Origin of the sequence: Microbulbifer sp. HZ11 (genome assembly GCF_000708675.1) — a bacterium.
GTDB lineage: Bacteria > Pseudomonadota > Gammaproteobacteria > Pseudomonadales > Cellvibrionaceae > Microbulbifer.
In genome coordinates this window covers 251,493-273,429 of sequence record NZ_JELR01000005.1, presented here as the reverse complement: position 1 = coordinate 273,429, position 21,937 = coordinate 251,493, and the positions used below count along the sequence as shown (strand labels likewise).

The window sequence follows — 21,937 nt, the reverse complement described above, 5'->3', positions numbered from 1 at the left end:
AACCTTTAGCCAATGATCTTGGAAGCCATCCAGCCGAGACCGGAATCCAACGCCCACAGAATGACTGCCATCAGCAGCACAAACACCACCACGATCAGGGTGGTCTGGGTCGCCTCTTGGCGGGTCGGCCATACTACCCGTCGCACTTCATTCTGCGCTTCCCGCAGCAGATTCCAGAAGGCATTACCCTTTTCGGTCTGCACCGCAACAAAAACCGCCGCCAGGCAAAGCACAACAATTGCCAGCACACGATACAGCAGGGGAATTTCGGCGTAGTAGGAATTGCCGGCAACCGCGGCGCCTACCAACAGCACCACCAGCAGCCACTTGAGGCCGTCAAGACGAAAGGTTTTCGCCTCTACTTTAGCGTTCATACAAAGAAGCCTTTAGCGCGCCTCAATACCGCAAGGCGCCTTTATTGCCAACGACCACAAAGAGCGACAGCAGTACAGGATAGCCCAACTGCAGGCCCCTTGCGGGCATCTGAAAGTTGGCAGGCCAGGAGGGACTCGAACCCCCAACAGCCGGTTTTGGAGACCGGTGCTCTACCAATTGAACTACTGGCCTGAAACACTTCCGGAGGCAGACTGCGCCACTCCCGGAAAAAATGAGGGGCGGATCATACCATCCAACCCCACATTTGCAAGCGCGACCACCAATTCATTTGGCAGCCGCACAACCCATCGATCACTCGATGATCTTGGCTACAACGCCAGCACCAACGGTACGGCCACCTTCACGGATCGCGAAGCGCAGACCTTCTTCCATGGCGATCGGGCAGATCAGAGTCACAGACATCTGAATGTTATCGCCCGGCATTACCATTTCGGTGCCTTCCGGCAGCTCAACCGCACCAGTTACGTCGGTGGTACGGAAGTAGAACTGCGGACGGTAGCCTTTGAAGAACGGGGTGTGACGACCACCTTCGTCCTTGGACAGGATGTAAACCTCACCTTCGAACTTGGTGTGCGGGGTGATGGAGCCCGGCTTAGCCAGCACCTGACCACGCTCAACTTCGTCACGCTTGGTGCCACGCAGCAGGGCGCCGATGTTCTCACCAGCACGACCTTCGTCGAGCAGCTTGCGGAACATTTCAACACCGGTACAGGTGGTAGAAGTGGTTTCTTTGATACCAACGATCTGGATTTCGTCACCAGTGTTGATGATGCCACGCTCTACACGACCGGTTACTACGGTACCGCGACCAGAGATGGAGAATACGTCTTCGATCGGCATCAGGAACGGCTGATCTACCGCACGCTCCGGCTCCGGAATGTACTCGTCCAGGGTTTCTACCAGCTTCTTAACAGCGCTGGTGCCCAACTCGTTGTCGTCTTCGCCATTCAGAGCCATCAGAGCAGAACCAGCGATGATCGGAGTGTCGTCACCCGGGAATTCGTATTGATCCAGCAGCTCGCGCAGCTCCATCTCTACCAGTTCCAGCATCTCTGCGTATTCTTCAGAGCCTACGCCGCCGCAGTCTTCTGCCAGCAGGTCAGCTTTGTTCAGGAATACAACGATGTAAGGTACACCTACCTGACGAGACAGCAGGATGTGCTCACGGGTCTGCGGCATAGGACCGTCAGTCGCGCCACATACCAGGATAGCGCCGTCCATCTGAGCAGCACCGGTGATCATGTTCTTAACGTAGTCGGCGTGTCCCGGGCAGTCTACGTGCGCGTGGTGGCGGGTCGGGGACTCGTATTCAACGTGAGAGGTGGCGATGGTGATACCACGCTCACGCTCTTCCGGAGCGTTGTCGATACCGTCGAAGGCAACGGCAGCGCCGCCCCACACTTCGGAACATACGCGAGTCAGCGCAGCGGTCAGGGTGGTTTTACCATGGTCAACGTGACCGATGGTGCCCACGTTTACGTGGGGCTTGGAACGTTCAAACTTTTCTTTTCCCATTGCGGGCCTCCCAATATAAGCGTGAGCCGAACTAGCGACTATTACCAAGAACGGCTCCCACGCAACTACAAACAAGAGTCACCACAGACAAGAGTCCGCTCGGGAGCCTACGCACCCGGGCCGCCTGACGACAAAAAACCCGGATACAAATAGCCGCGGAGACACAGGTCACCGCGGCTACGAATAATGGAGCTCATGGGCGGATTTGAACCGCCGACCTCACCCTTACCAAGGGTGTGCTCTACCCCTGAGCTACATGAGCCTACTCCAAATGCCAGCACCTCTGCCGGCGCAGGCGGGGCCGCCTGCAGCACCAGACCAACAAGGCCAGGCGACTTAAGAACCAAGCTTATTCAAGCTTGCCAACCAGGCTCCGCACAATGAAATGGAGCGGGCAGCGGGAATCGAACCCGCATCATCAGCTTGGAAGGCTGAGGTTCTACCATTGAACTATGCCCGCGCTATCGCGTGCGATAACCTCCAGGTAGAAGACAAAACAACCTCTTCTACCTTCGATGCCAGCACACAGGCATCTAAATAATGGTGCAGGGGGGTGGATTCGAACCACCGAAGCTTGCGCGTCAGATTTACAGTCTGATCCCTTTGGCCACTCGGGAACCCCTGCTCGAAAGCGGTGCGTATTTTCTACAGCGACCTTTTCGATGTCAACAAGTTTTTCCTTTAATTTCACACACTTAACTGATTTTTCTCAGCAGCCTGCAAACCGGAAAAGAGATGGAGCTGGCGAGAGGAGTCGAACCCCCGACCGGCTGATTACAAGTCAGCTGCTCTACCAACTGAGCTACGCCAGCATCTCTAAATTTGAAGCTCGAAAGCTCCATATACTTCAGCGGCGTTGACACCCCCTGAAGTGGAGGCGGGATTCTAGGGGAAGTGATCTCCACAAGCAACAGCCTGTTGTCGCTTTTCTTCACCCCGGCAGGCAAATTGCTTTCCCCACCCATTACTGCGGGGTATCGCCCTGCTGAATTTCACTGCACAGATTTTGGCGACGCCCGATATCCGGATAATCCAGCTGCAACTGCTGCCAGAAGGCTTCCCCGACCGCACTACCCGCGGTCGCGCCGGATACCGGCTCACTGCCACTCAACACTACCCAGCGCTCGAGGTATGTTTGCGGCTCCTCGCGATACTCCGCCGCAAACCCCCTGGCCTGCAGCTCCCGGGTTAAAGATTGCGCTCGCTCCAGTTCAGAGAAAATTCCAAAAGAGATGCCGTTTTCCAGCGACCCTTTCGGAATTACATAACTGTCGATGCCCGCCGCCTGCAACTCTCGCAACTTGCGAAATGCGTCCCGGGTAGAACTGAGCGGCGCCAGGTAAACCCAGTAACGCATCTGCCCCTGCATTTCCACATCTCGAAGCTCGGCATCCACCTGCAATGCCTGCAGGCGACGCACCACGTCTTCCCCCTGGAACGCCTCTTCGAATGGCCCGACCAGCGTGCATAGAGGCGCAACCACTTCATCGTTCCCAGCCGGCGCGCGCGGTCGGGGCCTCTCTTCGGGAGTTGCGCTCGCTTCGAGTTCAGCCGCATCCATTTCACTGACCAGCGAAATCGTGTTGACACCCGTATCCGGCGTCGCCACGACCACTTTCGCAGCGGGCGCGCGATCGGCGCTCAGAAGCCACCCGAGGAGACCCAGGTTTGCAATCAGCAGCAAAAAAAATATCCAACGCATAGAGTTTTATTGGCTTGTACTAGTTCTAGAGGAATTGCGGGGGCCCACGCCCGGCCACGACCTCAGGGCCGCACCCGCAGGGCAGCATGGGAAAGTCCGTCCATCACGAGATCTTCCACCACTTCCGACGGATACTGGTAAAGGGATGCGATCAGTGCGCCGTCGCCACCGGTAAATAGCGTTCGCAACGGTGAAGCCTCCCCACCGGAAAGCGCCATCTTCTGGCCCGACACCTGCCTCAACTGCTGCAGCAAGATTTCACGCACCCGCTCAACGGCACCCAGCACCATCAACGGCAGCCCGCGATTCACCGCATCCTCGGTACGACACCCCGGGGCCAGTGACATGCCCTCAGCGAACGACTCATCCACTTTCACCGCGTCAGTGTCACTGTACAGCGCTCGCCGCATTAACCCGAGCCCGGGCACAATGTACCCTCCCAGGTGTTGCCCACGCCCATCCAGCAGATCCAGCGTGACTGCACTGCCGCAATCCACAATCAGTGCGGGCGTTGTCGCCCGCGCGTGCGCGGCCAGCACTGCCAACCAGCGATCCACCCCGAGACGGGACACGTCGCCATAGGCGCATTGAACACCGGCACTTTCCGGAGTGACCCGCGCAAACGCCACAGGCAGCGCCAACTCGGCCCGCAAGCGCCGGTCAATGGCACCGGCCACCTGGGCGCCAGCCACATTAGCGCAGCGGATCTCAGCCGGTTTCTGCAACCGCCAGCTCTCCGGCAGCTTATCTTCCCGCCACCAGGGGCCCGGGGCGAAGACGCCGCGGGCAATAATATCCGCTCCCTGCACTTGGTTGCTGCGTACCAATCGCCACTTACCGCGGGTATTTCCCTGATCGAGCTCCAGCAAAATGTCACTCAAGGTTCTTACCTGCCGTTTCCGCTAGATGACAAAGGGCGCAGGGAAACCTCACCGCCATGGAACCCCTTTTTCTGGCCGTCTATTTCCAGCAACAGGGCGCCACCGGTGTCGACCCCGCGCGCCACCCCACACCACCGTTTGTGTGCAGACTGCACACACACTTCTGCATCGGCGAACTGGTCCAGCGCCATCCAGGGAGCGTGCCAGGGGCCAAACCCGCTGTCCGGGTAGGCGGCCAGCATTGGCACCAGCTCATCCAGCATCGCTGCCACCAGGCGATTACGGGATATGCCCGGGCGCACGGTTTCCAGATCTATCCAGGGCTGCCCAATGGCCCCCGAAACAGATTCCGGCAGACGCATATTCATACCAATCCCCACTACCACACCGCAGCAGTCGGTGAGATCTCCATTCAATTCCAGCAATACACCGGCAAGCTTGCGCCCGCGACACCACACATCATTGGGCCACTTGAGACGTACATCTGGCACGTCAAATCTGGACAACGCCCTCGCCAGAGCCACCCCCACCGCCAGACTCAACCCCTCCAACAGCTGCACTCCACCATTGAATTGCCAGCCGATTGAAAGGCTGATTCCGGCGGCAAACGGGCTGAGCCACTGGCGACCGCGCCGGCCGCGCCCGGCGGTTTGCTGCTCGGCGAGCACTACCAATCCGTGCCCCTGCCCACCAGCCAAGGCGGAAAGCACCTGTGCATTGGTAGAATCCAGCTGATCGAATACTTCTAAGCGCTCGAGTTGCGGTGCGATTTGCGGCGAAACTGCATCGAGAATCTGCGCAGTGCTCAATAAATCCAACCCACCCGGTAGGCGGTACCCCCGTCCCTTGACCGATTCCACCGGCAGACCCAGGGCTTCCAGTTTTTGCAGTTGCTTCCACACCGCTGCTCGACTCACGCCCAGCGTCTCACCGAGCGCCTCTCCAGAGTGGACCTCGCCATCCGCCAACTGATCCAACAGGGGACGCAATGTGCCAAGCACGCCATTTTGCTGCGAACTCAATGAAGTTACTCCTGACCTCAGAAATTGATACTGCATTATATCGACGAGACACAGCCACCCGCGCACTCTGCCCGCCACTACAGCTGCTACAAGTAGCGCCGGTAATACCGAGTCCCCAGGGAAGTCAGGATTTCATAACCGATAGTGTCCGCCGCCGCGCCCATATCATCGACCGTCAGTACGTCATTGAGCACCTCAATGATATCCAGCTGCGCTCGCTCCTCAGTACTCAGGGCGGAAATATCAAACACGGAGGTGTCCATGGATACACGTCCGATCATAGGCACCTCCACTCGCCGGTCCCCGATCACCGCACAGCCGCGCCCGCGACCACTTTGCGTGCGCAACATGCCATCGGCATAGCCCCCTCGCACCACGGCCAACCAGCTGCCCGCCCGGGCGACTTCGGTCGCCCCGTAGCCCACGGCGCACTCTTCCGTTACCGAGCGCTTCTGCAACACAGGTAAACGTAAATTGACCACCGCAGACATGGGGTTCGCAACACCCGGGGTTGGGTTGATTCCGTATAGCGAAGACCCGGGGCGCACCAGATCAAAATGATATTCCTCCCCCAGATAAATTGCGGAAGAATTGGCCAGGCTCGCGCGCACTTCCGGGCAGTGCGCACGCAGCCGCTGCAAGTAGCCATTAAAACGATCGAGCTGCAACCGGTTTTGCGGGTGATCCGCCTCGTCGGCACAGGCCAGATGACTCAGCAGCATCTGAATGTTGGAACGCGCCAGTAGCACCTCATCGCGCACCAGGCGATCAAATTCCACGGCGGTCATGCCCAATCGGGTCATCCCGGTGTCAATCTTCAACACACAGGGAGCCGCGCGCCCACCAGACTCTGTAGCCGCCAGCCAGCGGGTCAGCTGCTCAATGGTAACCAGTACCGGGATCAAGCCGGCTGACGCACAGGCCGCCTCGCACCCCGGGCGCACGCCGGACAACAGATAAATTCTTGGCGCGTCACTACCCGCCCAGTTCCGGAATATCTCCCGCAGTTCCTGTCCTTCGGCGAGGGTGGCGACAAAAAACTCCCGACACCCGGCGCGGTACAGAGGGGGGGCCACCTGGGCCATACCGAGGCCATAGGCATTTGCCTTGACCACCGCAGCACACTGGCAGCCTCGTGAGAGCACCGAATGCAGACGCTGGTAGTTCTCCAGCACCGCCCCCAGATCAATACTCAGCAATCCTTCGCGTTCCTGTTCCGTAATAGACACCTTTACCTCTTCAGCCGGCGGAAAGCAGAGATTCCCGGCGCAAGGCGCGGGCACCAGTAGCGACTGCCGCCGCAACAAACATCAGGGTGACAGCAGACCCGGCAAGCATCCACGGTAGTGAGACCGCCTCCCCGACCAGCAGCGCTTTCAGCCACTGCTGGTGGCCAATCAACGGCAATAACTGCCAGCTGTCCGCAAGGTTTACCTGCGCCATATCCAACCCCATCAGCAGCACCAGAGGGGCTATCTGCAGGATACTCAGTTGGGTCTGCGCATCCTTGAATGACTGCGAGCGCAACGCCAGCAGGATCTGCAACACCGCCACCAGCAGCGCCAGAGGCAACAGCAGCAACCCCATACTGATTACCCCAGACACGGTCGTGGCCTGCTGAATACCCAGCTCTGCCAGTGGCATCACCGGCATCAGAGTGACAAGCGCACCAATAGCCATCAGGGCGCCCAGCCAGCCGAGGCTCGCCACCGCAAGCATTTTCGCGGTGATGATCTGCCATGCCGGCATTGGCTGCAGCAGCAGAGTTTCGATACTGAGACGCTCGCGCTCTCCAGCAGAAGTATCCACCGAGGTGGCCAGGCTCGCCACGAACAGTGTCAGGATCAGCAACCCCGGCACCATCGCCAGCAACAGGGCACCGCGCGCGGAGGGTGTACTCACATCGCGGGTTTCCAGTTTCCAGGGTGCCAGCACCTGCTGGGCAACGCCTCGCGCCGCCAGTCGTTGCGTCACCACCAGTTGCTGCAGACCCGCCAGGCGCTCCTGCAGCTGTCGCTGGGCGCGACCCGCATCGGTGCTGGAGGTATCCACATAGAGGTACAGCGGCGGCGCGCGGAAGTCGCGGTAGCGTTGGGCAAAGTCATCCGTGAAAACCAGCACCAGATGATAGCCCTCCGCCAGCAGGGTACGGGGGTCGCCGCTGCCGAGGTTCTCGATCTCGACGCCGGGACCACGCAGCCGCTCCGCCATCAATGGCGCCTGCTCACTACCAAGTATCGCAACGCGGGTAACCTCTTCGGCCTTTTTCTTGATCATAAACATTGAGCCACCGGCCATCATCGCCGGGAACATCAACGCAAAGCTCACTGCCATGATCAGCGCCCGCCGATCGCGCCACGCCTCCAGGAATTCCTTGCGCAGCAGTGGCAGCATCAATGCCAGTATCCCCGACCGAAACGCGGCCTTTCCCATCCTGCTCATACCAGCACCTCTTCGGTCTGGGCCCCTTTCTCACCGTACGCTAAGGCCACAAAGCTGTCTTCAAGACTTTCGCACCCGGTGAGCCCTCGCAGCTCTTCGGGGGTACCGCGGCCCACAATGCGCCCCTGGGACATCACCATCACACAGTCGGAAAGCTCCGCCACCTCCGGCATGACATGACTTGAAAACAGGATCGCCGTGCCGGCGGCCCGCAGGCGCAACAGGGTGCGGCGCAAAAGCCGCACCGCAAGCACATCCAATCCGCGAGTGGGCTCATCGAGAATCAAGTGCTGGGGGCGATGCACCAGGGCACGGGCCAGGGAAACTTTCATCCGCTCTCCCTGGGAAAAGCCCCCCATACGGCGCTTCCACAACGGGTGAAGCTCCAGCTCCTCGCAGGTAGATTCCAGTGCCCGTGTTAAATCGGCGCCGGACAATCCCTGCATGCGGGCAAAGATATCCAGGTATTCGGCGACGGTCAGGCGCTCGTAAAGCCCCTCGCGATCCCCGACAACCCCAAGCTGCCGGCGAACGCCCTGCGGGTCCACCGCCGGATCCAGGCCACCAACCAGCACCTGGCCACCCTCGGCAGCCAACAATCCGCACACAATTCGCAGACAACTGGTTTTGCCCGCACCATTGGCACCAAGCAAAGCGGTAATGCGGCCATCGGGCACCTCAAAGCTGAGATCCCGCAACACCGGCTGACCGGCAAAAGACTTGCTAATTCCCTGAACACGGATCATGGCTGACCTCCTTCCTGCACACTGGCACCGGTCGCATCTTCCCGCGCCACGTCTGCCTCCTGTCTCGGCGTGAACTCCGGGCCAAACGCCGCCGCCATAAATGGCGGGCGCTTGATGTCGGCCACACAACCAAAATCCAGCTCGCTGCTTTCACCGCCGAGAAACTCCAGAATCAGATCGGGAATACAACCGCGGGCACTGTTGATATGCCCCCCACCCCGCACAACCAGGTGCTGGCTGTTTTCCAGGTAGCCCAGTGACCGCTCTGCATAGTCCGGTGGGGTAATCGGGTCGGCACTACCCGAGATCAGCAGCACCGGATGCGCGCGGGGCTCAGGAGGGGCGTATTCACGGGGGGGCACCGGCCAGTTGGCACAACCACGCACAAATGGCTGCAGGAAGGCGCGGCCAAGAAATGTACCAGCACTATCGGCAGCAATTTCCGCTTCACTGATGCGCGACATTTCCTCGGCGCAGGCGACAGAAAATGTCAGCCCCATGGCCATACTGCCTTCCATTGCGGCGAACAGACCAACGATACCCGCCATCGGCATCAGATTGCCCTTGGCCGCCTGGTCAACGGCAAACGGCAGCTGCGCCGCGGCAGCGGGATCATAAAGCGCACTGCGCACGGCATTGGCGAGCACCCAACCTTCCACCGGTTCTTCCGAAGGGAAACCGGTAAATGGGTCCGGAAAGCTCACCGCTCGGGCTCGGTCCCAACTTGCGAGCATCTGGTCCAAAGCCGCGCGCCAGTCGCCAAATTCAGCGCACACAGGGTCGGCGGCACAGTCCCGCTGGAGCTGCTGCAGGGCGGACTCCGCCTCCTGAGCGGTCAGGAATACTTTGCTTTCAATGGGGGCCACCCCATCCAGCACCAGCCTCTCCAGGGACTCCGGGTACCACTGCTGGTACAGCAACGCAGTCCGCGTACCCCAGGAACCGCCCCACAGACTGATTTTTTCGTGCCCCAGGGCTTTGCGTACCTGTTCGAGATCCTCCACCGTCTGGCGGCTATTGAGGGTCACCGGGCGGTCGGAAGCACCCGCATAGCATTGCGCGATAATCTCGGCAAACCGCTGCAGTTCCGAAGGTGGAGAGTCACTGACGCCACAATCGAATACATCCGAAAGGCCGGCGCCACGGCGGTCCACAAACACCACATCGCGCTCGCGATTGATCTTGTGCAGCGGGTTGAGCAGCCGCACCAAATCTGACGCCGCCTGGCCGGGGCCACCGGCCAACATATACAGAGGCTCCTGCTGGCCGCCGTTCAGCGCTGGCGCCACCAGCACCGCGAGTTCCGCCCCCTGCCCGGCCTGCGGGCCTGTGACCGGCACTTGGTAACAGCGCAACGCATCAGACCAGCCGCTGCCATAACAGGGTTCAGGCACCAGCGGGCCCGGTACGGCAGACGGACCGGATTGCTGCGCCACCGCGGCACCAGTTGCCAGCAGCCCCCAGATGACCGCTCCCAAAAGCGGCCTGCATCCACTTACTTTTCTCTTCTTCTTCGACATCAGTCACTCGCGCATAATTAGTCGCTTCCGCAGTCTACCGAAGTTTTCCCGCCATCGCTGTGCTCTACACGAGATTGCCGTGGCGTCAACCGGCGCCGAGTGGTATGGTTTGCCGTCGTTTGACTACAGAATAAGCAACGAACCCGCCGAGATGAGCTTTTCAGACAGAGAAAAACAATTGGTACGGGCAGCCTTTGCCTGGGGCCAGATTACCCAGAAAGAAGGCTACACCCTGTCTGACCTGGAAATCGAAAAATCCGTTCTTTTCCGCCGTCTACTTGCGGGCCGCCCACCACTGGCCTTTCCTCCCCCCCTGCGCCATGGCTTTCCCTGGTACGAGGTGATTGAGGGTCGCAGCGAGCATGTGGTCAACGCCTCTGAAGCCTCCCCCGAACACAGCATTATCGCCCCCGGCAGTAAACCCGGTGATACCTGCATTCTTATTGACGGTGCTTTCTGGCGCGTGGCGGAAACGCTGCGCGAGCGCGAGGAGTATCTGGTGGAGTGGGGCGAGTACCCCATGCAGTGGCGCCTGCAGAAACGCTGGGAAGTCAATTATGAGATGACCCAGCAGCTGCATACCTTCCGCAAACAAAATCCGGAGGCCAATGTAAGCCTGGCTCCGAGCAGTGGACAGCGGGAGTACAGCGAGTTCCGCGTGGATGATGACCAGACCGTGTGGCTGTCGGAATGGCACCTCACCCGTATCGGCTTGCCTGGATGGGTGTGGGTTGGCCAGGAGGCGGATGCGGAGCCTTCAACTTACGAGCTCGCCCCTATCTGTCAGGATCAACAGGGCCCGCTGGTTCTGGGCGTCGCCGGCGCCGAGCGCGGACCGGGCTGGCTGCGCATCGAGCTGGTGGATGGCGATGCGCGCTATATCAAGCTGGGCGACGAGCTGGAATACAAGATGGCGATTGCCTCTGCCGTTACCGAGTTCGATCGCCTGCTGCACAGCATTTCCGGTGAACAGCTGGAAGTGATGGATCGCCGCGGTGACGAACTGCTTCGCTGCTACCGCGTCCCCATGCACCTTGCTCCTCTTGAGCAGTTTGACCTCGGGGATGTGAATTACGATCTGGTGCCGGATAACGCTTACGCAGGGTAATTTAAACCTCTGTGGTTTTTGCTACGGTACTTCGTAGTACTTCCACTGGCGGCGCCGCCAGTGGTGAAAGTTCGCGAGACACGCCGTGAACCCATCCCTGGGGGCTCTGCAAAAACATCCTGTTTTTGAAGGTCTCGCGAACTTCCCCCACCGTCCGCACCTTCACATCTGGCTAAATTACCCCGAATAAACATTTGCTTACGAAGCACACTCGTTCAAATTGAAGCTGGAGTGCTGGGGTGTTGTATTTGGAAGCGTCGCAAACAGGGACGTTTGCGACGCAGCGTACAGGGATGTATTCACAGGGGGGCGCCTAGCTCGGTTCCAAATACAACACCCCAGTGCTCCGGCGCCACCAAAGGGCCGCAAGAAGAAATACCACCAAACTCAAACTAATCCACATCTCTGCCACGCCCAGCACGCAACAACTCAAACCACGCCTCTCGATCCAGCTCCATTTCCAACGCAGCCAGTGCCGCAACCAGCCGCTTCGGATTTCCACTACCGAGTACCGGAACCATGTGTGAGGGATGCTTCAGCAACCACGCCAGCGCCAATTGCATGGGGCCGTTTTCCGCATCCAGCCCCAGTGATTTACTCAGGCGAGCCAGCTCCTGCTGTACGCGCGTCGCGTCTGTGTCGTCGCCACTGAACAGGCGCCCGCCCGCAAACGGTGACCAGGCCATGGGGATCACTTTATGTTGCTGGCAGTGGTCCAACTGGCCGTCAAACATGGGCTGAGAATGCAGTAGCGAAACTTCGATCTGGTTGGCGACCAAGGGTAAAGAAAGGCGGGATTGCAACAGGTCAAACTGGTGCGGATGGAAATTGGAAACCCCGAGGTGTTTTACCTTGCCTTCCTGTACCAGGGTCTCGAGAACGCCGGCCAGCGCATCCGCATCCATCAGCGGATCCGGGCGGTGCAGCAGTAACAAGTCCATCTGCTCGATGCCCATATCCCGCAGGCTGGTTTCTACCGCCGAGCGGATATGCCCCGCACTGGTATCATAGTGATTGAGGCGCGCACCGGATGCCTCGCCCGCAAGGCGAATACTGCACTTGCTGACAATCTCCATACGCTCACGCAATTGTGGTTGCAGCTTCAGTGCCTCGCCAAAAAACTGCTCGCAGCGATAGTCCCCGTAGATATCCGCAAGATCAAAGGTTGTCACCCCCAGGTCCAGCATCTGCTCAAACAGCGACACACGCTCGGCCGGGGAATAGCCCCAGTCAGTCAGGCGCCAAAGACCAAAAGCGATGCGGGAAAAAGAAAGGTCAGACGTGAGAGAGGAAGAAATGCGCTGCATAAAAAATCCGCCGGATCAGAAGAGTCCGGCGGATTCTCGCACATATGGGAGAGGGCTTGTTCCTCCCCTGTACAGGCTTACTGCAGCTTCAGTGTTTCGGCGATATCCGCCCAGGAAACAAGCTTGAAGTTCTGGCTCTGGCTGGGCATACGATTGCGGCCATCCTGCACCACCAGCAGCCCCTGCGGGTACTGGCTGCCAAGCGCCGCACTGGAGACTTCCAGGCCGTCGGTTTCAGAGCTGCCGTCGAGATTTTTATCCAGGTTGATATCCACCTTGAAGTGGCCCACAAACTGGCTGCCGTCGCGCGAGAACAGTGCGTAGCTGTTATTACCCTGGCTGGACACCACCAGGTAGCTCTTGTCACTGGCGTGATAAAAGCCCATGCCTTCCACATCCGCCGCCAGACGTTCGCCATCGACCGGCGCGATCAGCTGGGGCTTGGCTTCGCCGGCAGCAAAGGCCGCGATGTCCAGGCGCCAGATACCGCCATCTTCCTCACCGAAGAACAGCATCTGCTGCTCATCGTCTACCACACAGCCTTCCACCTGACTGGCCACCGGTAGCGAGGCGATCTTTTTGAGGCTCCAGTCCACATCGCCGGTACCGGGAACGATCTGCAGAAGCTGCAAGGGGCCCTCTTTATCGGACACCCAGGTCATCAGGTCAGCCCCTTTGCGATACACACACAGCCCGTAGGGATCATCCATCTCCAGATTGCGCAGCCCCAGGTGCTCCACCACGCCGCCAGCGGTGATCCCGAACAGGCTGACACCAGGGTCGGTACGGTTACTGGCCGCGGCGATGGCGACGAATTTGCCGTGCTGCATCGGGCGAAGATCGACGTTGTTAACCCGCCCGACAGCAAAATGCTCCAGCAGCTTGCCATTCAGGTCGTACACACTGAGACCGCTCTTCTTATCGGTGCCCAGAATCAGACTGGCAGACGGGTTCACAGGATTAACCCAGATGGCCGGGTCATCTGCAGCGTCGCCACCGGAAGCCACCGGCGCGGTCTGCCCGCTGGCACGCACGCGCGGAATTTCCACTGGCCCGCGAAATGCCTGTATTTCTGCAGCCGGCTCTGGCAGCGTGATGGCAAAGCGATGCACCTGATCACTTTCTTCTGCCAGCGCAAGTAAAGCCCCCTGCTGAACCGCCGCAGAAACCGGCTCGATCTCCGCCAGGGTTTCCACAAAGTGCGGTGCCTGGCGCGGAGTATTGATATTGAACGCCAGTACCCGCTCGCCAGCGGTAAGCCAGAGGTTGCCACTGGCATCATCCAGCCACAGGCCGCCGAATGCATCCTGCGACAGGTCCGCGGCGGCGGCGAACACTTCGCGCTCTTCATCCATTTCCGCATCCGCATTCAGGCTCCAGATCCCCAGTGGCGGTTGCGCCACCAGTATTTTTCCATTGCGGTCGTCCACGACACAGGAAGAAACCTGCTCACCAAAATACAGAGGGCGCACACCGGTAAATTCCCACGCCTGTTCCCGCGGGTGCACCACGTATTCATGTCCCAGCCCGTTCTCATCGATTGCAAACAGGTGGGTGCGGCCACCCTGGCGGGAGAAGCACATGGCCGCCTGGGGAGCGCTGGTTGCCATTGCCGCCAGATAGCGAATACGCGGGCTGCCCTCTTCCATATCCACAAGGCGCAGCTGCAACTCGGCACTGTCCTCGTTGTACATCGCAACCAGCCAGCTGTCCTCAGCCAATTTCTGTAAAGCAAAACGCTCCACGGTACCACCATCCAGTGCGAGCTTTTCTTCGCCACTCGCGCTCACCAGTACCAATCCGCGTTTTTCGCTGGCCAGCAGCAGGTAGTCCTCCCCCGCCAGAACGAGTGGTGCCAATTGGCTGGACACTACGTCGCTTAGCACAAGTGCCGATTGTGATTGAATGGGTTTTGGCGCCTTCGCGGGAGCCTCAGTTTGTTGGCCGCAAGCGCTGAGCAGACCGGCGACGGCCAGTAAGCCGGCAAATTTAAGGGTTTTTGATGACATAGTTTTATCGACTATCCGAGTTTCCCAGGCAGGGTGAATACCGTTGGCAGCAACTTACACTCACAGCATGACAGTAAAGTGGCAAACAGGTGACATATCCGTTCAACATATAAAAATAGCAAAAAGCCCGGTACCGACTTCCACCGGTACCGGGCTTTTGCGAAATAAATCCGACTTTAGAACGCAGAACGCCAAGTCAGACTGTAAGTCGGAGTACTGTCTTCGTACTGGATTTCGTTGACCGGCTCACCGTAGTCGCGAATGTACTCAACCTTTTCCTGGTCCAGCAGGTTGGTGCCACTGAAGCGCAGAACCGATTGCTCCGAAATATTCCACTCGACGAACATTTCCAGGTTGCCGTCGTATTCGGTGATAACGTATTCCTCAAATTCGGTTTCGAGGGATTCGCTGCGCTTCTGGTAAGAGATACCCGCGCCACCAAAGCCCGGCAGGTCCTGGGTCAGGCTGATGTTGTACACGGAATCCGGCTGGTTGCGGAAAGTGCGCATTTCGCCGGTAAACGGATCTTTGATTTCAGAATCGAGGTAAGCGTAGTTGGCATAGAAACCGGTGTTTTCCAGCCCAATGAACGCCAACGGCATGGAGATATCAAACTCGACGCCGCGGGAAGTACCGTTACCCACATTCATCGGCGTAAACAGCGCGCCACCGGCTTCAGTTTCGATACCGGTATCAGTCAACTCGATAACGTCGTCGATATCGCGGTAGAAGAAGTTCACACCGACGATACCACGACCGGGCAGGCGGTGCTCGAAGCCGAGGTCGAAGCCCCAGGCCAGCTCAGAGGCCAGATCCGGATTACCGATGGTTACGTCTTCATCGTCCGGAGTCTCGTCTTCTTCAAACGGAGAAACCAGATCGAACTCCGGGCGACGCAGGGTACGTGCAACAGAGGCCGTCACACGGTTATCGTCATCCATGTCCCAACGCAGGCTCATGGATGGCAGTAGTTCATTACTGTCGCTTTTTGCGCTGCCGTCTTCGTTAGAGACTTCGCGCTCGTAGATGTCATAACGCAGACCGCCTTCCAGGCTGAGGTTTTCTGCCATATCAAAGGTCAGCTTGGCGTATGGAGCGACACGAGTTTCCTCGATGTCCGCATCCACGTCGAAGAAACCGGCCTGCAGACCAGAACGCTCGCTGGCGCCATAGGAAAGGCCGGTCTTCAGCTCGGTCGCACCCAGCGCGATTTTATAGCTGCCTTCCAGGGAGTAGTTCTTGTCCTCGATAAACAGAACCTCATCGCCCTCTTCCACACCTTCGGAAACACCGTCGTCAAACTCTTCCTCAGTTTCGAAGTTGACGGTGTCTTCCTTGAATTGGGAGAGAGCCGCAGAAAGCTCCAGCTCACCGGAACCCAACGCGGTAACGTACACACCGTCGATACCCCAGCTGGTCTGGTCAATCTGCTCTTCCTGAGTGGAGATCGCTACCAGGTCACCCTCGCTACGGCTGATCACATCACCTTCGTATTCGGTAACCAGCTCGTTTTCGGTGCGGTCGGTGAAGACGTAGTAGGCGTTAAAGCGTACCTCGGAGGTGTCATCCAGCTGGAGACCGAGAGAACCGTTCAGAGAATTATCGTTGCCGTCACGGGTATCTTCTTCGAAGGCATAACCTTCCAGTACTTCCTCATCGAAGTAGGCTTCGGTCTTACGCTTTGGGTTGAAGCGTTCCTGGATATTCGCACCCAGCCAGAAGTCATAACTCTCACCGGCGTGCGCGATGGCAGCGGAGCCAATGGTGCGGAAGTCTTCGGAGTCGGCGTAGTAGGTGCTGCCCAGGCGGGTAGTAATACCTTCCAGCTTGGCGCCATCTTTCAAGATCACGTTCAGAGAGCCAGCGACGCCCTGAGAAGTCATGTCCGCCGACGGAGAGCGGATAATTTCGATACGCTCAACCAGCTCGGACGGGATACGGTCAACAAAGAAGGTGCGGTCAGCGCCCTGGCCGGGGATCGGACGGCCATTGATCAGAACTTCAGTGTACTCGGCGTTCATACCACGCAGCTGTACGGCGTCGTACTCAAGAACGTCAGAAGTGAAGGCAACACCCGGGGTGCGCTTGAGCATCTCACCAACCGTCAGCGGCTCAAAGCGCTGAAAGAAATCCAGATCGAAAGACAGTGTCGGGTTGATATCGTCGGTGCGATCGCGGTACACGTTTGTGCCGGTTACCACAATCTCCTCGACACCGGAGCTTGCGCTCATGGCTACAGATTCATTAGCTGCGCTCTGGGCAGCGGCGTTGACGCTGATGATAGCCGCGGCAAGAGGCGCCACCATCTTCAAATTAAATACAGGCTTAGTCATAGTTCCCCGTCCCCATTAAGGAATTGGATTTTTTGTACAAGAAGCAGTGGTCGACCGGTGTCATGACGTGCATTGCCAGGTCCGGCCTGTTGATTTGTGCGCGCAGGCTAGACTTGGCATGTGAAATTTGCGTTACCGTTTTTTTAAATTTGTCATATAGCGCCTGTAACCTTGCCTTCGAAATCGCGAACCATCTCCGATAATGCAGGTACGGCGGACGCTTCTGACCGATTACCCGGGCCTGCCGGGGAAGAGAACTGAATGGTGAATAATTTATGACAAGCCACAAAGAAGAAGTCATTTCCAAGGAGCAGCCCGCCAGCCTGACGCGTCGCACCCTGTTCAAGGCCCTTGGCGCCGCCACCGCGGCCACCACCGGCGCATCTCTGCTTCCCGGTTGCGGCACAGAAACCAATAACCGAGGCAGTGAAAACCTCAGTTTCAAAGAGATCCCTCACGCACTGGATTTCAAACATCACCTGCCGGAGGGCTACAGCGCCGATCTGCTGCTGCGCTGGGGCGATCCATTGGACGCGTTTGCAGAAGCTTTCACCCCGGACAAGCTCGACGCGAGAGAACAGTCGCGCCGTTTCGGATACAACAATGATTTCATCGCGTTTATGCCTCTGGCCGCGGACGCCGCACCCGGCGAAGGCGACAAGCACAGCCTGAGCAGCAACAGCGAGCGCGGCCTGCTGTGTGTCAACCACGAGTACACCCAGCCGCACCTGATGTTTGCTGGCTATACGGAAGACAGTTCGGTCCGAGGCACCAGTGATGCGCACATCGCCATCGAACAACAGGCCTGTGGACACAGCGTGGTAGAGATCGAGCTGACCGCGCAGGGCTGGCAGCCGGTACTGGGCAGCCCCTACAACCGACGCATTACCCTGACCACTGCGATGGATATCGTCGGTGCCGCCGCCGGCGATAAGCGCCTGCAAACCAGTGAAGACCCCAGCGGCACTCAGGTGTACGGCACTGTGGGTAACTGCGCTGGCGGAAAAACACCCTGGGGGACGGTGCTGATTGCCGAAGAAGGCTTTGGCGGCGCCTTTCAGGGCGACCCCGACAATGTGGCGGATGAGGTAGAAGCGCGTAATCACCACGGGTTCGGTATCGAGGAAGGTAACCGCAATTGGGGTGACTACGATCGCCGCTTTGATATCACAGTGGAACCCAACGAGCCCAATCGCTTCGGCTGGATGGTGGAATACGACCCCTATGATCCGGAGTCCAAGCCCCGCAAGCTGACCGGTCTCGGTCGTTTTGAACACGAAGGCTTTACCGTGGTAAGCAAGCCCGGCGAGCCCATAGTGGCTTACGGCGGCGATGACGACGAACACCAGTTTGTGTACCGCTTCGTCTCCAGCGATGTTTACCGCGCTGGGGAAAACACCCACAACCGTAAACTGCTGACCGACGGCACGCTGTACGCTGGCCAGTTCAAGGAAGGTGGCGTCGGTACCTGGCTGCCGCTGGTTTTTGGGCAGGGCCCACTCACACCGGAGAATGGCTTCCGCAATCAGGCGGATGTACTGATCGACTGCCGCCGCGCTGCCAGGCTGATGGGGGCCACCCCCATGGACCGCCCGGAAGATGTCGAGACCAACCCGGTGAATGACTGCACCTATGTCATGCTCACCAAAAACAAAAAGCGTAAGCCCGGAGATGAAAATCCGGCCAACCCGCGCGCGCGCAATACCGCCGGCCACGTGCTGGAAATCGTGCCGCCCGGGCGCAGTGGGTTGCGCGACCACTCCAGTGATACCTTTCAGTGGAACACCTTTCTACTGGGCGGTAACCCCAATGCGGAAGACCCGGCAGAACGCGGCGCCTATGGTCAACAGCAAGCGGGCAATATCTCCGCCCATGGCTGGTTTGCCAACCCGGACAATGTCGCCTTTGATCAACGGGGAAACATGTGGATCGCGACAGACGGCTGCGAAGATTTCGGCTTTCACGATGGCCTCTGGGCCATGGCAACGGAAGGTGAGCTGCGCGCAGCGCCGAAGCACTTTTTCGGTTGCCCGGTAGGCGCTGAAATCTGCGGCCCCGAATTCACTCCAGACGGAAAAACCCTGTTCGTCGCGGTACAACACCCAGCGGATGCGGACAATTCTACCTTCGACAACCCCCTGCACCGCTGGCCGGACAACGATCCCAAACTGCCGCCGCGTCCATCGGTGCTTGCGATCCGCCGCAACGACGGGGGCAGCGTCGGCAGCTGAACCGTCCATGCGCAGTCAGCTCACGGGCAGCGACCGCTGTGGCGCATTATTGCGGCTGGGGTAGCGGCCCGCTGGCGCCGCGGGAATCGAAATACTCGAGAAGTTTCCTGCGGCCACTTTCCGGAAAGGGGATGTAGCCCATCTCCTCCACGACTTCCTGGCCCTCACCCAGGCCGTAGTGAATCATCGCACTCATTACCGGGTACACATCCGGGTTGCGGTAGGATTTGCGCATAATCAGCCAGGAGAAGCTGATAATCGGATACCCGTTTACCCCTTCGGGGTCGGCAATGTTCTGCCTGGTAAGCCGCCCTTCGAAACTGACCAGTGCGGACTGGAAGCTCGCCGGCCCAGGCGCGACCATATTGCCAGCGCGATTTTCCAGCAATGCCATGGGGAGTTTGGAATTTTCCGCATAGGCGTACTGCACGTAGCCGATCGCACCGGGCACCGAACCCACCATTCTGGCGATACCGGCATTGCCTCGCGCGCGTATCAGGCTTCCGCTTTCTTTCAGCTCAGATGGCCACTGCGGATCTTTCGACGCGCCAATTCTTTCAGCAAAAGACTTACTATACGCCTCGATGTGCCTGCTCATATGCAGCGTCGTGCCACTGGCTTCGGCGCGTGCCACAAGCGTTATTTTCTGGTCCGGCAGGTCTGCTTCAGGGTTATTTTTTTGCACCTGTGGATCATTCCAGCGGCGAATCTCGCCAAGCAGTATTTTTGCCAGCACATCGCGGGAGAGCTTCAGCTCCGCCACTCCCTCCAGATTGTAGATAAATACAATTGCGCCGGCGGCCATGGGTAGCTGCAGCACACCGCCATCCAGCCGCGCTGTACTCGCATCTTCCAGCGGATAATCGGAGCCGGCGAAATCTACCCGACCCTGGAGGAAATTGGTGATACCAGCCGCGCTACCCACGCTCTGATAATCCACCTGATATTTCTGGTCTCTGCTGTAGAGTTCCTTGAACCAGCGCTCGTAAAGTGGCGCGGGAAAGCTTGCTCCGGCACCTACAACGCGGGCACGCCCATCCATATCGTCATCGTGCCTTCCCTGCGAGATATCCTTGAACAGCGAAATACCCGCCGCGATCAATACAGCGAGAAAAGCCATCAGTAATATCAGACGCAACGTACGATTGGGAGCCACCTTTCCACGCTCGTTCATCCGGGTACCATTTATATTTCTCTTTCGTCAGCACTCTGTATAGCAAAGGCCTGAGCCTGGACAGGCAAATCCAATCCGTATCACCAGCAAAATCAAATGCCCGCAATAAATCGGTCATACCGCGGTAACAATTGACGGTTAAATTGGCATCCCTGTACAAGTTCACAAACTTGCAACAATCTTTGTGCACCTTGCACGCTGGTTTAACTAGTATCTACGGGTGTGCGCTCTATTCCGTCTCATGTCGCACGAATCCACCTGACGTGGCTCTGTTCACGGATGCTATCCACATTCACCAAAAGGCCTAGCATGATGTTCACGCTGTCATTCCTGAAACGCTTCAATCGCGCGCTGTGCGCTGGCACCGGAATACTTCTTACCGCGACGATGATTACTGCCTGCTCCGGTGGTTCCTCCGATGGTAAAAGCAGCTCGGATTCCAGGGGTGGGGATGGATCTTCCAGTGGCGGTAATGTGCAACTCAACGGTTCCGGTGCCAGTTTCCCCTTCCCCATTTACTCCAAGTGGTTCAAGGACTTCTCGCGCAAAGAAGGTGGGATTCGCGTGGATTACCAGGCCAAGGGAAGTGGAGCGGGCATTCAGGACTTCATTAACGGCGTGGTGGATTTCGCCGCATCCGATGCCGCAATGAAAGAAGATGAAATAGCCAAGGTACAGAAGGGCGCGGTGCTACTGCCGATGACCGCGGGCGAAGTGGTACTGGCTTACAATCTTCAGGGTGTCAGTGAACTGAAACTGCCCCGGGATGTGTATCCGGATATATTCCTCGGCAAAATCGACCGCTGGAATGACCCGAAGATCGCTGCGGCCAACCCCGGCGTCGAACTTCCCGATACGAAGATCACCGTAGTTACCCGCTCGGACTCTTCCGGTACCTCCTACGTATTTACCGGTCACCTGAGTGCCGTCAATGCCGATTTCAAATCCGCCGTAGGACAGGCGAAGGCGCCCAACTGGCCGAACAGTGCCAACTTCGTCAAAGCACCGAAGAATGATGGTATTGCGGCGCAAATAAAACAGACCCCTGGAGCCATCGGCTATGTCGAGTATGGCTTTGCCAAGTTAACCGGCCTGCCGGTAGCCCAGTTGCAGAACAAGGCCGGTGCGTTCGTATCCCCTGGGCCGGAAGCTGGCGTCGCCGCATTGGCCAGCGCCAAATTCCCACAGGCTACGCTCCCGGGTACCGAGATTCCAAACCTGATTGTCTGGGTAAACGATCCCGAAGGTGCAAATGCGTACCCCATCGCCAGCTTTACCTGGTTACTGGTTTACGCCGATCAGGACGACGAGAAAGCCGCGGCGATGCAAAAACTGGTGGAATATATGCTGAGTGATGAGGCTCAGGACCAGGCCGATAGCCTCGGCTACATTCCGCTGCCGCAAAATGTACGCGCGAAAGTGCGCGAAGCCGCAAAGCACATCCAGTAATAGTGGCTACATAAACATCTGCCACAATGAGAAACAGCTAATGCCCCGTTCCGGACAGACCGGCCGGGGCATTCTATTTATTGAACCATTTAATATTCAGAG

At 58.4% G+C, this 21,937-nt stretch carries 16 protein-coding genes and 5 tRNA genes; 3 read left to right on the top strand and 18 right to left on the bottom strand.

From position 1 onward, the window contains the following. Window positions 1-5: 5 nt before the first annotated feature. The 14 genes from secE to AU11_RS16795 all read right to left on the bottom strand — a co-directional run bounded on the left by secE (window position 6) and on the right by AU11_RS16795 (window position 10,182). Entirely contained in the window at window positions 6-374 is a 369-nt protein-coding gene (secE, locus tag AU11_RS16860; protein WP_043320776.1) for a preprotein translocase subunit SecE, read from the bottom strand. 117 nt (window positions 375-491) lie between these two features. Then, window positions 492-567: transfer RNA gene (locus tag AU11_RS16855), tRNA-Trp, on the bottom strand. A gap of 120 nt (window positions 568-687) precedes the next feature. Beyond that, entirely contained in the window at window positions 688-1,911 is a 1,224-nt protein-coding gene (tuf, locus tag AU11_RS16850; protein ID WP_043320775.1) for an elongation factor Tu, read from the bottom strand. Between the two features lie 187 nt (window positions 1,912-2,098). Then, a tRNA-Thr gene (locus AU11_RS16845) sits at window positions 2,099-2,173 on the bottom strand. A gap of 124 nt (window positions 2,174-2,297) precedes the next feature. Next, window positions 2,298-2,371, bottom strand: a tRNA-Gly gene (locus AU11_RS16840). An 81-nt stretch (window positions 2,372-2,452) separates the two neighbouring features. After that, window positions 2,453-2,536 (bottom strand) — tRNA-Tyr (locus tag AU11_RS16835). A gap of 111 nt (window positions 2,537-2,647) precedes the next feature. Continuing rightward, a tRNA-Thr gene (locus tag AU11_RS16830) sits at window positions 2,648-2,723 on the bottom strand. Between the two features lie 152 nt (window positions 2,724-2,875). After that, window positions 2,876-3,595, bottom strand: coding sequence for an SPOR domain-containing protein (locus AU11_RS16825; RefSeq protein ID WP_231492106.1), 720 nt, complete (start codon window positions 3,593-3,595; stop codon window positions 2,876-2,878). Between the two features lie 80 nt (window positions 3,596-3,675). Beyond that, entirely contained in the window at window positions 3,676-4,494 is an 819-nt protein-coding gene (locus AU11_RS16820) for a type III pantothenate kinase (RefSeq protein WP_051687406.1), read from the bottom strand. 5 nt (window positions 4,495-4,499) lie between these two features. Further along, window positions 4,500-5,516 (bottom strand): bifunctional biotin--[acetyl-CoA-carboxylase] ligase/biotin operon repressor BirA, encoded by a 1,017-nt coding sequence (gene birA, locus AU11_RS16815; RefSeq protein ID WP_051687405.1) that lies wholly within the window; start codon window positions 5,514-5,516, stop codon window positions 4,500-4,502. 86 nt (window positions 5,517-5,602) lie between these two features. Continuing rightward, window positions 5,603-6,745: an alanine racemase gene (gene alr / locus AU11_RS16810; RefSeq protein WP_051687404.1), complete on the bottom strand. Its 1,143-nt coding sequence runs from the start codon at window positions 6,743-6,745 to the stop codon at window positions 5,603-5,605. Window positions 6,746-6,755: 10 nt separating this feature from the next. Further along, window positions 6,756-7,958, bottom strand: a complete 1,203-nt coding sequence (locus AU11_RS16805; protein WP_043320772.1) for an ABC transporter permease — start codon at window positions 7,956-7,958, stop codon at window positions 6,756-6,758. Further along, the gene (locus tag AU11_RS16800; protein ID WP_043320770.1) at window positions 7,955-8,704 is read right to left on the bottom strand and encodes an ATP-binding cassette domain-containing protein; all 750 of its coding nucleotides are present in this window, start codon (window positions 8,702-8,704) and stop codon (window positions 7,955-7,957) included. Before AU11_RS16800 ends, AU11_RS16805 begins: the two co-directional genes overlap by 4 nt. After that, window positions 8,701-10,182 (bottom strand): alpha/beta fold hydrolase, encoded by a 1,482-nt coding sequence (locus tag AU11_RS16795; RefSeq protein ID WP_231492104.1) that lies wholly within the window; start codon window positions 10,180-10,182, stop codon window positions 8,701-8,703. The genes AU11_RS16800 and AU11_RS16795 overlap by 4 nt, the downstream gene beginning before the upstream one ends. On the opposite strand from AU11_RS16795, the gene AU11_RS16790 reads away from it, so the two are divergent. After that, a complete protein-coding gene (locus AU11_RS16790; RefSeq protein ID WP_231492098.1) occupies window positions 10,169-11,332 on the top strand; it encodes a hypothetical protein in 1,164 nt (387 codons plus the stop codon). The two genes, AU11_RS16795 and AU11_RS16790, sit on opposite strands and share 14 nt — an antisense overlap. Window positions 11,333-11,724: 392 nt before the next feature. On the opposite strand, the gene AU11_RS16785 is transcribed toward AU11_RS16790, so the two are convergent. From AU11_RS16785 to AU11_RS16775, 3 genes are all read right to left on the bottom strand, one after another. Beyond that, window positions 11,725-12,639 carry an aldo/keto reductase family oxidoreductase gene (locus AU11_RS16785; protein WP_051687403.1) on the bottom strand — a complete coding sequence of 305 codons (915 nt, stop codon included), beginning with the start codon at window positions 12,637-12,639 and terminating at the stop codon, window positions 11,725-11,727. 77 nt (window positions 12,640-12,716) lie between these two features. After that, complete coding sequence (locus AU11_RS17910; protein WP_051687402.1) at window positions 12,717-14,510, bottom strand: phytase; 1,794 nt, start codon at window positions 14,508-14,510, stop codon at window positions 12,717-12,719. A 314-nt stretch (window positions 14,511-14,824) separates the two neighbouring features. Then, on the bottom strand, window positions 14,825-16,981 hold the full coding sequence (locus AU11_RS16775; RefSeq protein WP_081848216.1) for a TonB-dependent siderophore receptor: 2,157 nt from the start codon (window positions 16,979-16,981) through the stop codon (window positions 14,825-14,827). 275 nt (window positions 16,982-17,256) lie between these two features. Between AU11_RS16775 and AU11_RS16770 the strand changes: the two genes are divergently transcribed. Further along, complete coding sequence (locus tag AU11_RS16770) at window positions 17,257-19,212, top strand: PhoX family phosphatase (protein WP_043320767.1); 1,956 nt, start codon at window positions 17,257-17,259, stop codon at window positions 19,210-19,212. 46 nt (window positions 19,213-19,258) lie between these two features. On the opposite strand, the gene pstS (AU11_RS16765) is transcribed toward AU11_RS16770, so the two are convergent. Then, window positions 19,259-20,386 carry a phosphate ABC transporter substrate-binding protein PstS gene (gene pstS / locus AU11_RS16765; RefSeq protein WP_051687401.1) on the bottom strand — a complete coding sequence of 376 codons (1,128 nt, stop codon included), beginning with the start codon at window positions 20,384-20,386 and terminating at the stop codon, window positions 19,259-19,261. Between the two features lie 309 nt (window positions 20,387-20,695). Here pstS (AU11_RS16765) and pstS (AU11_RS16760) point away from each other — a divergent pair, with 309 nt between their 5' ends. Beyond that, the gene (gene pstS / locus AU11_RS16760; RefSeq protein WP_081848215.1) at window positions 20,696-21,835 is read left to right on the top strand and encodes a phosphate ABC transporter substrate-binding protein PstS; all 1,140 of its coding nucleotides are present in this window, start codon (window positions 20,696-20,698) and stop codon (window positions 21,833-21,835) included. The last annotated feature ends 102 nt before the right edge of the window (window positions 21,836-21,937 follow it).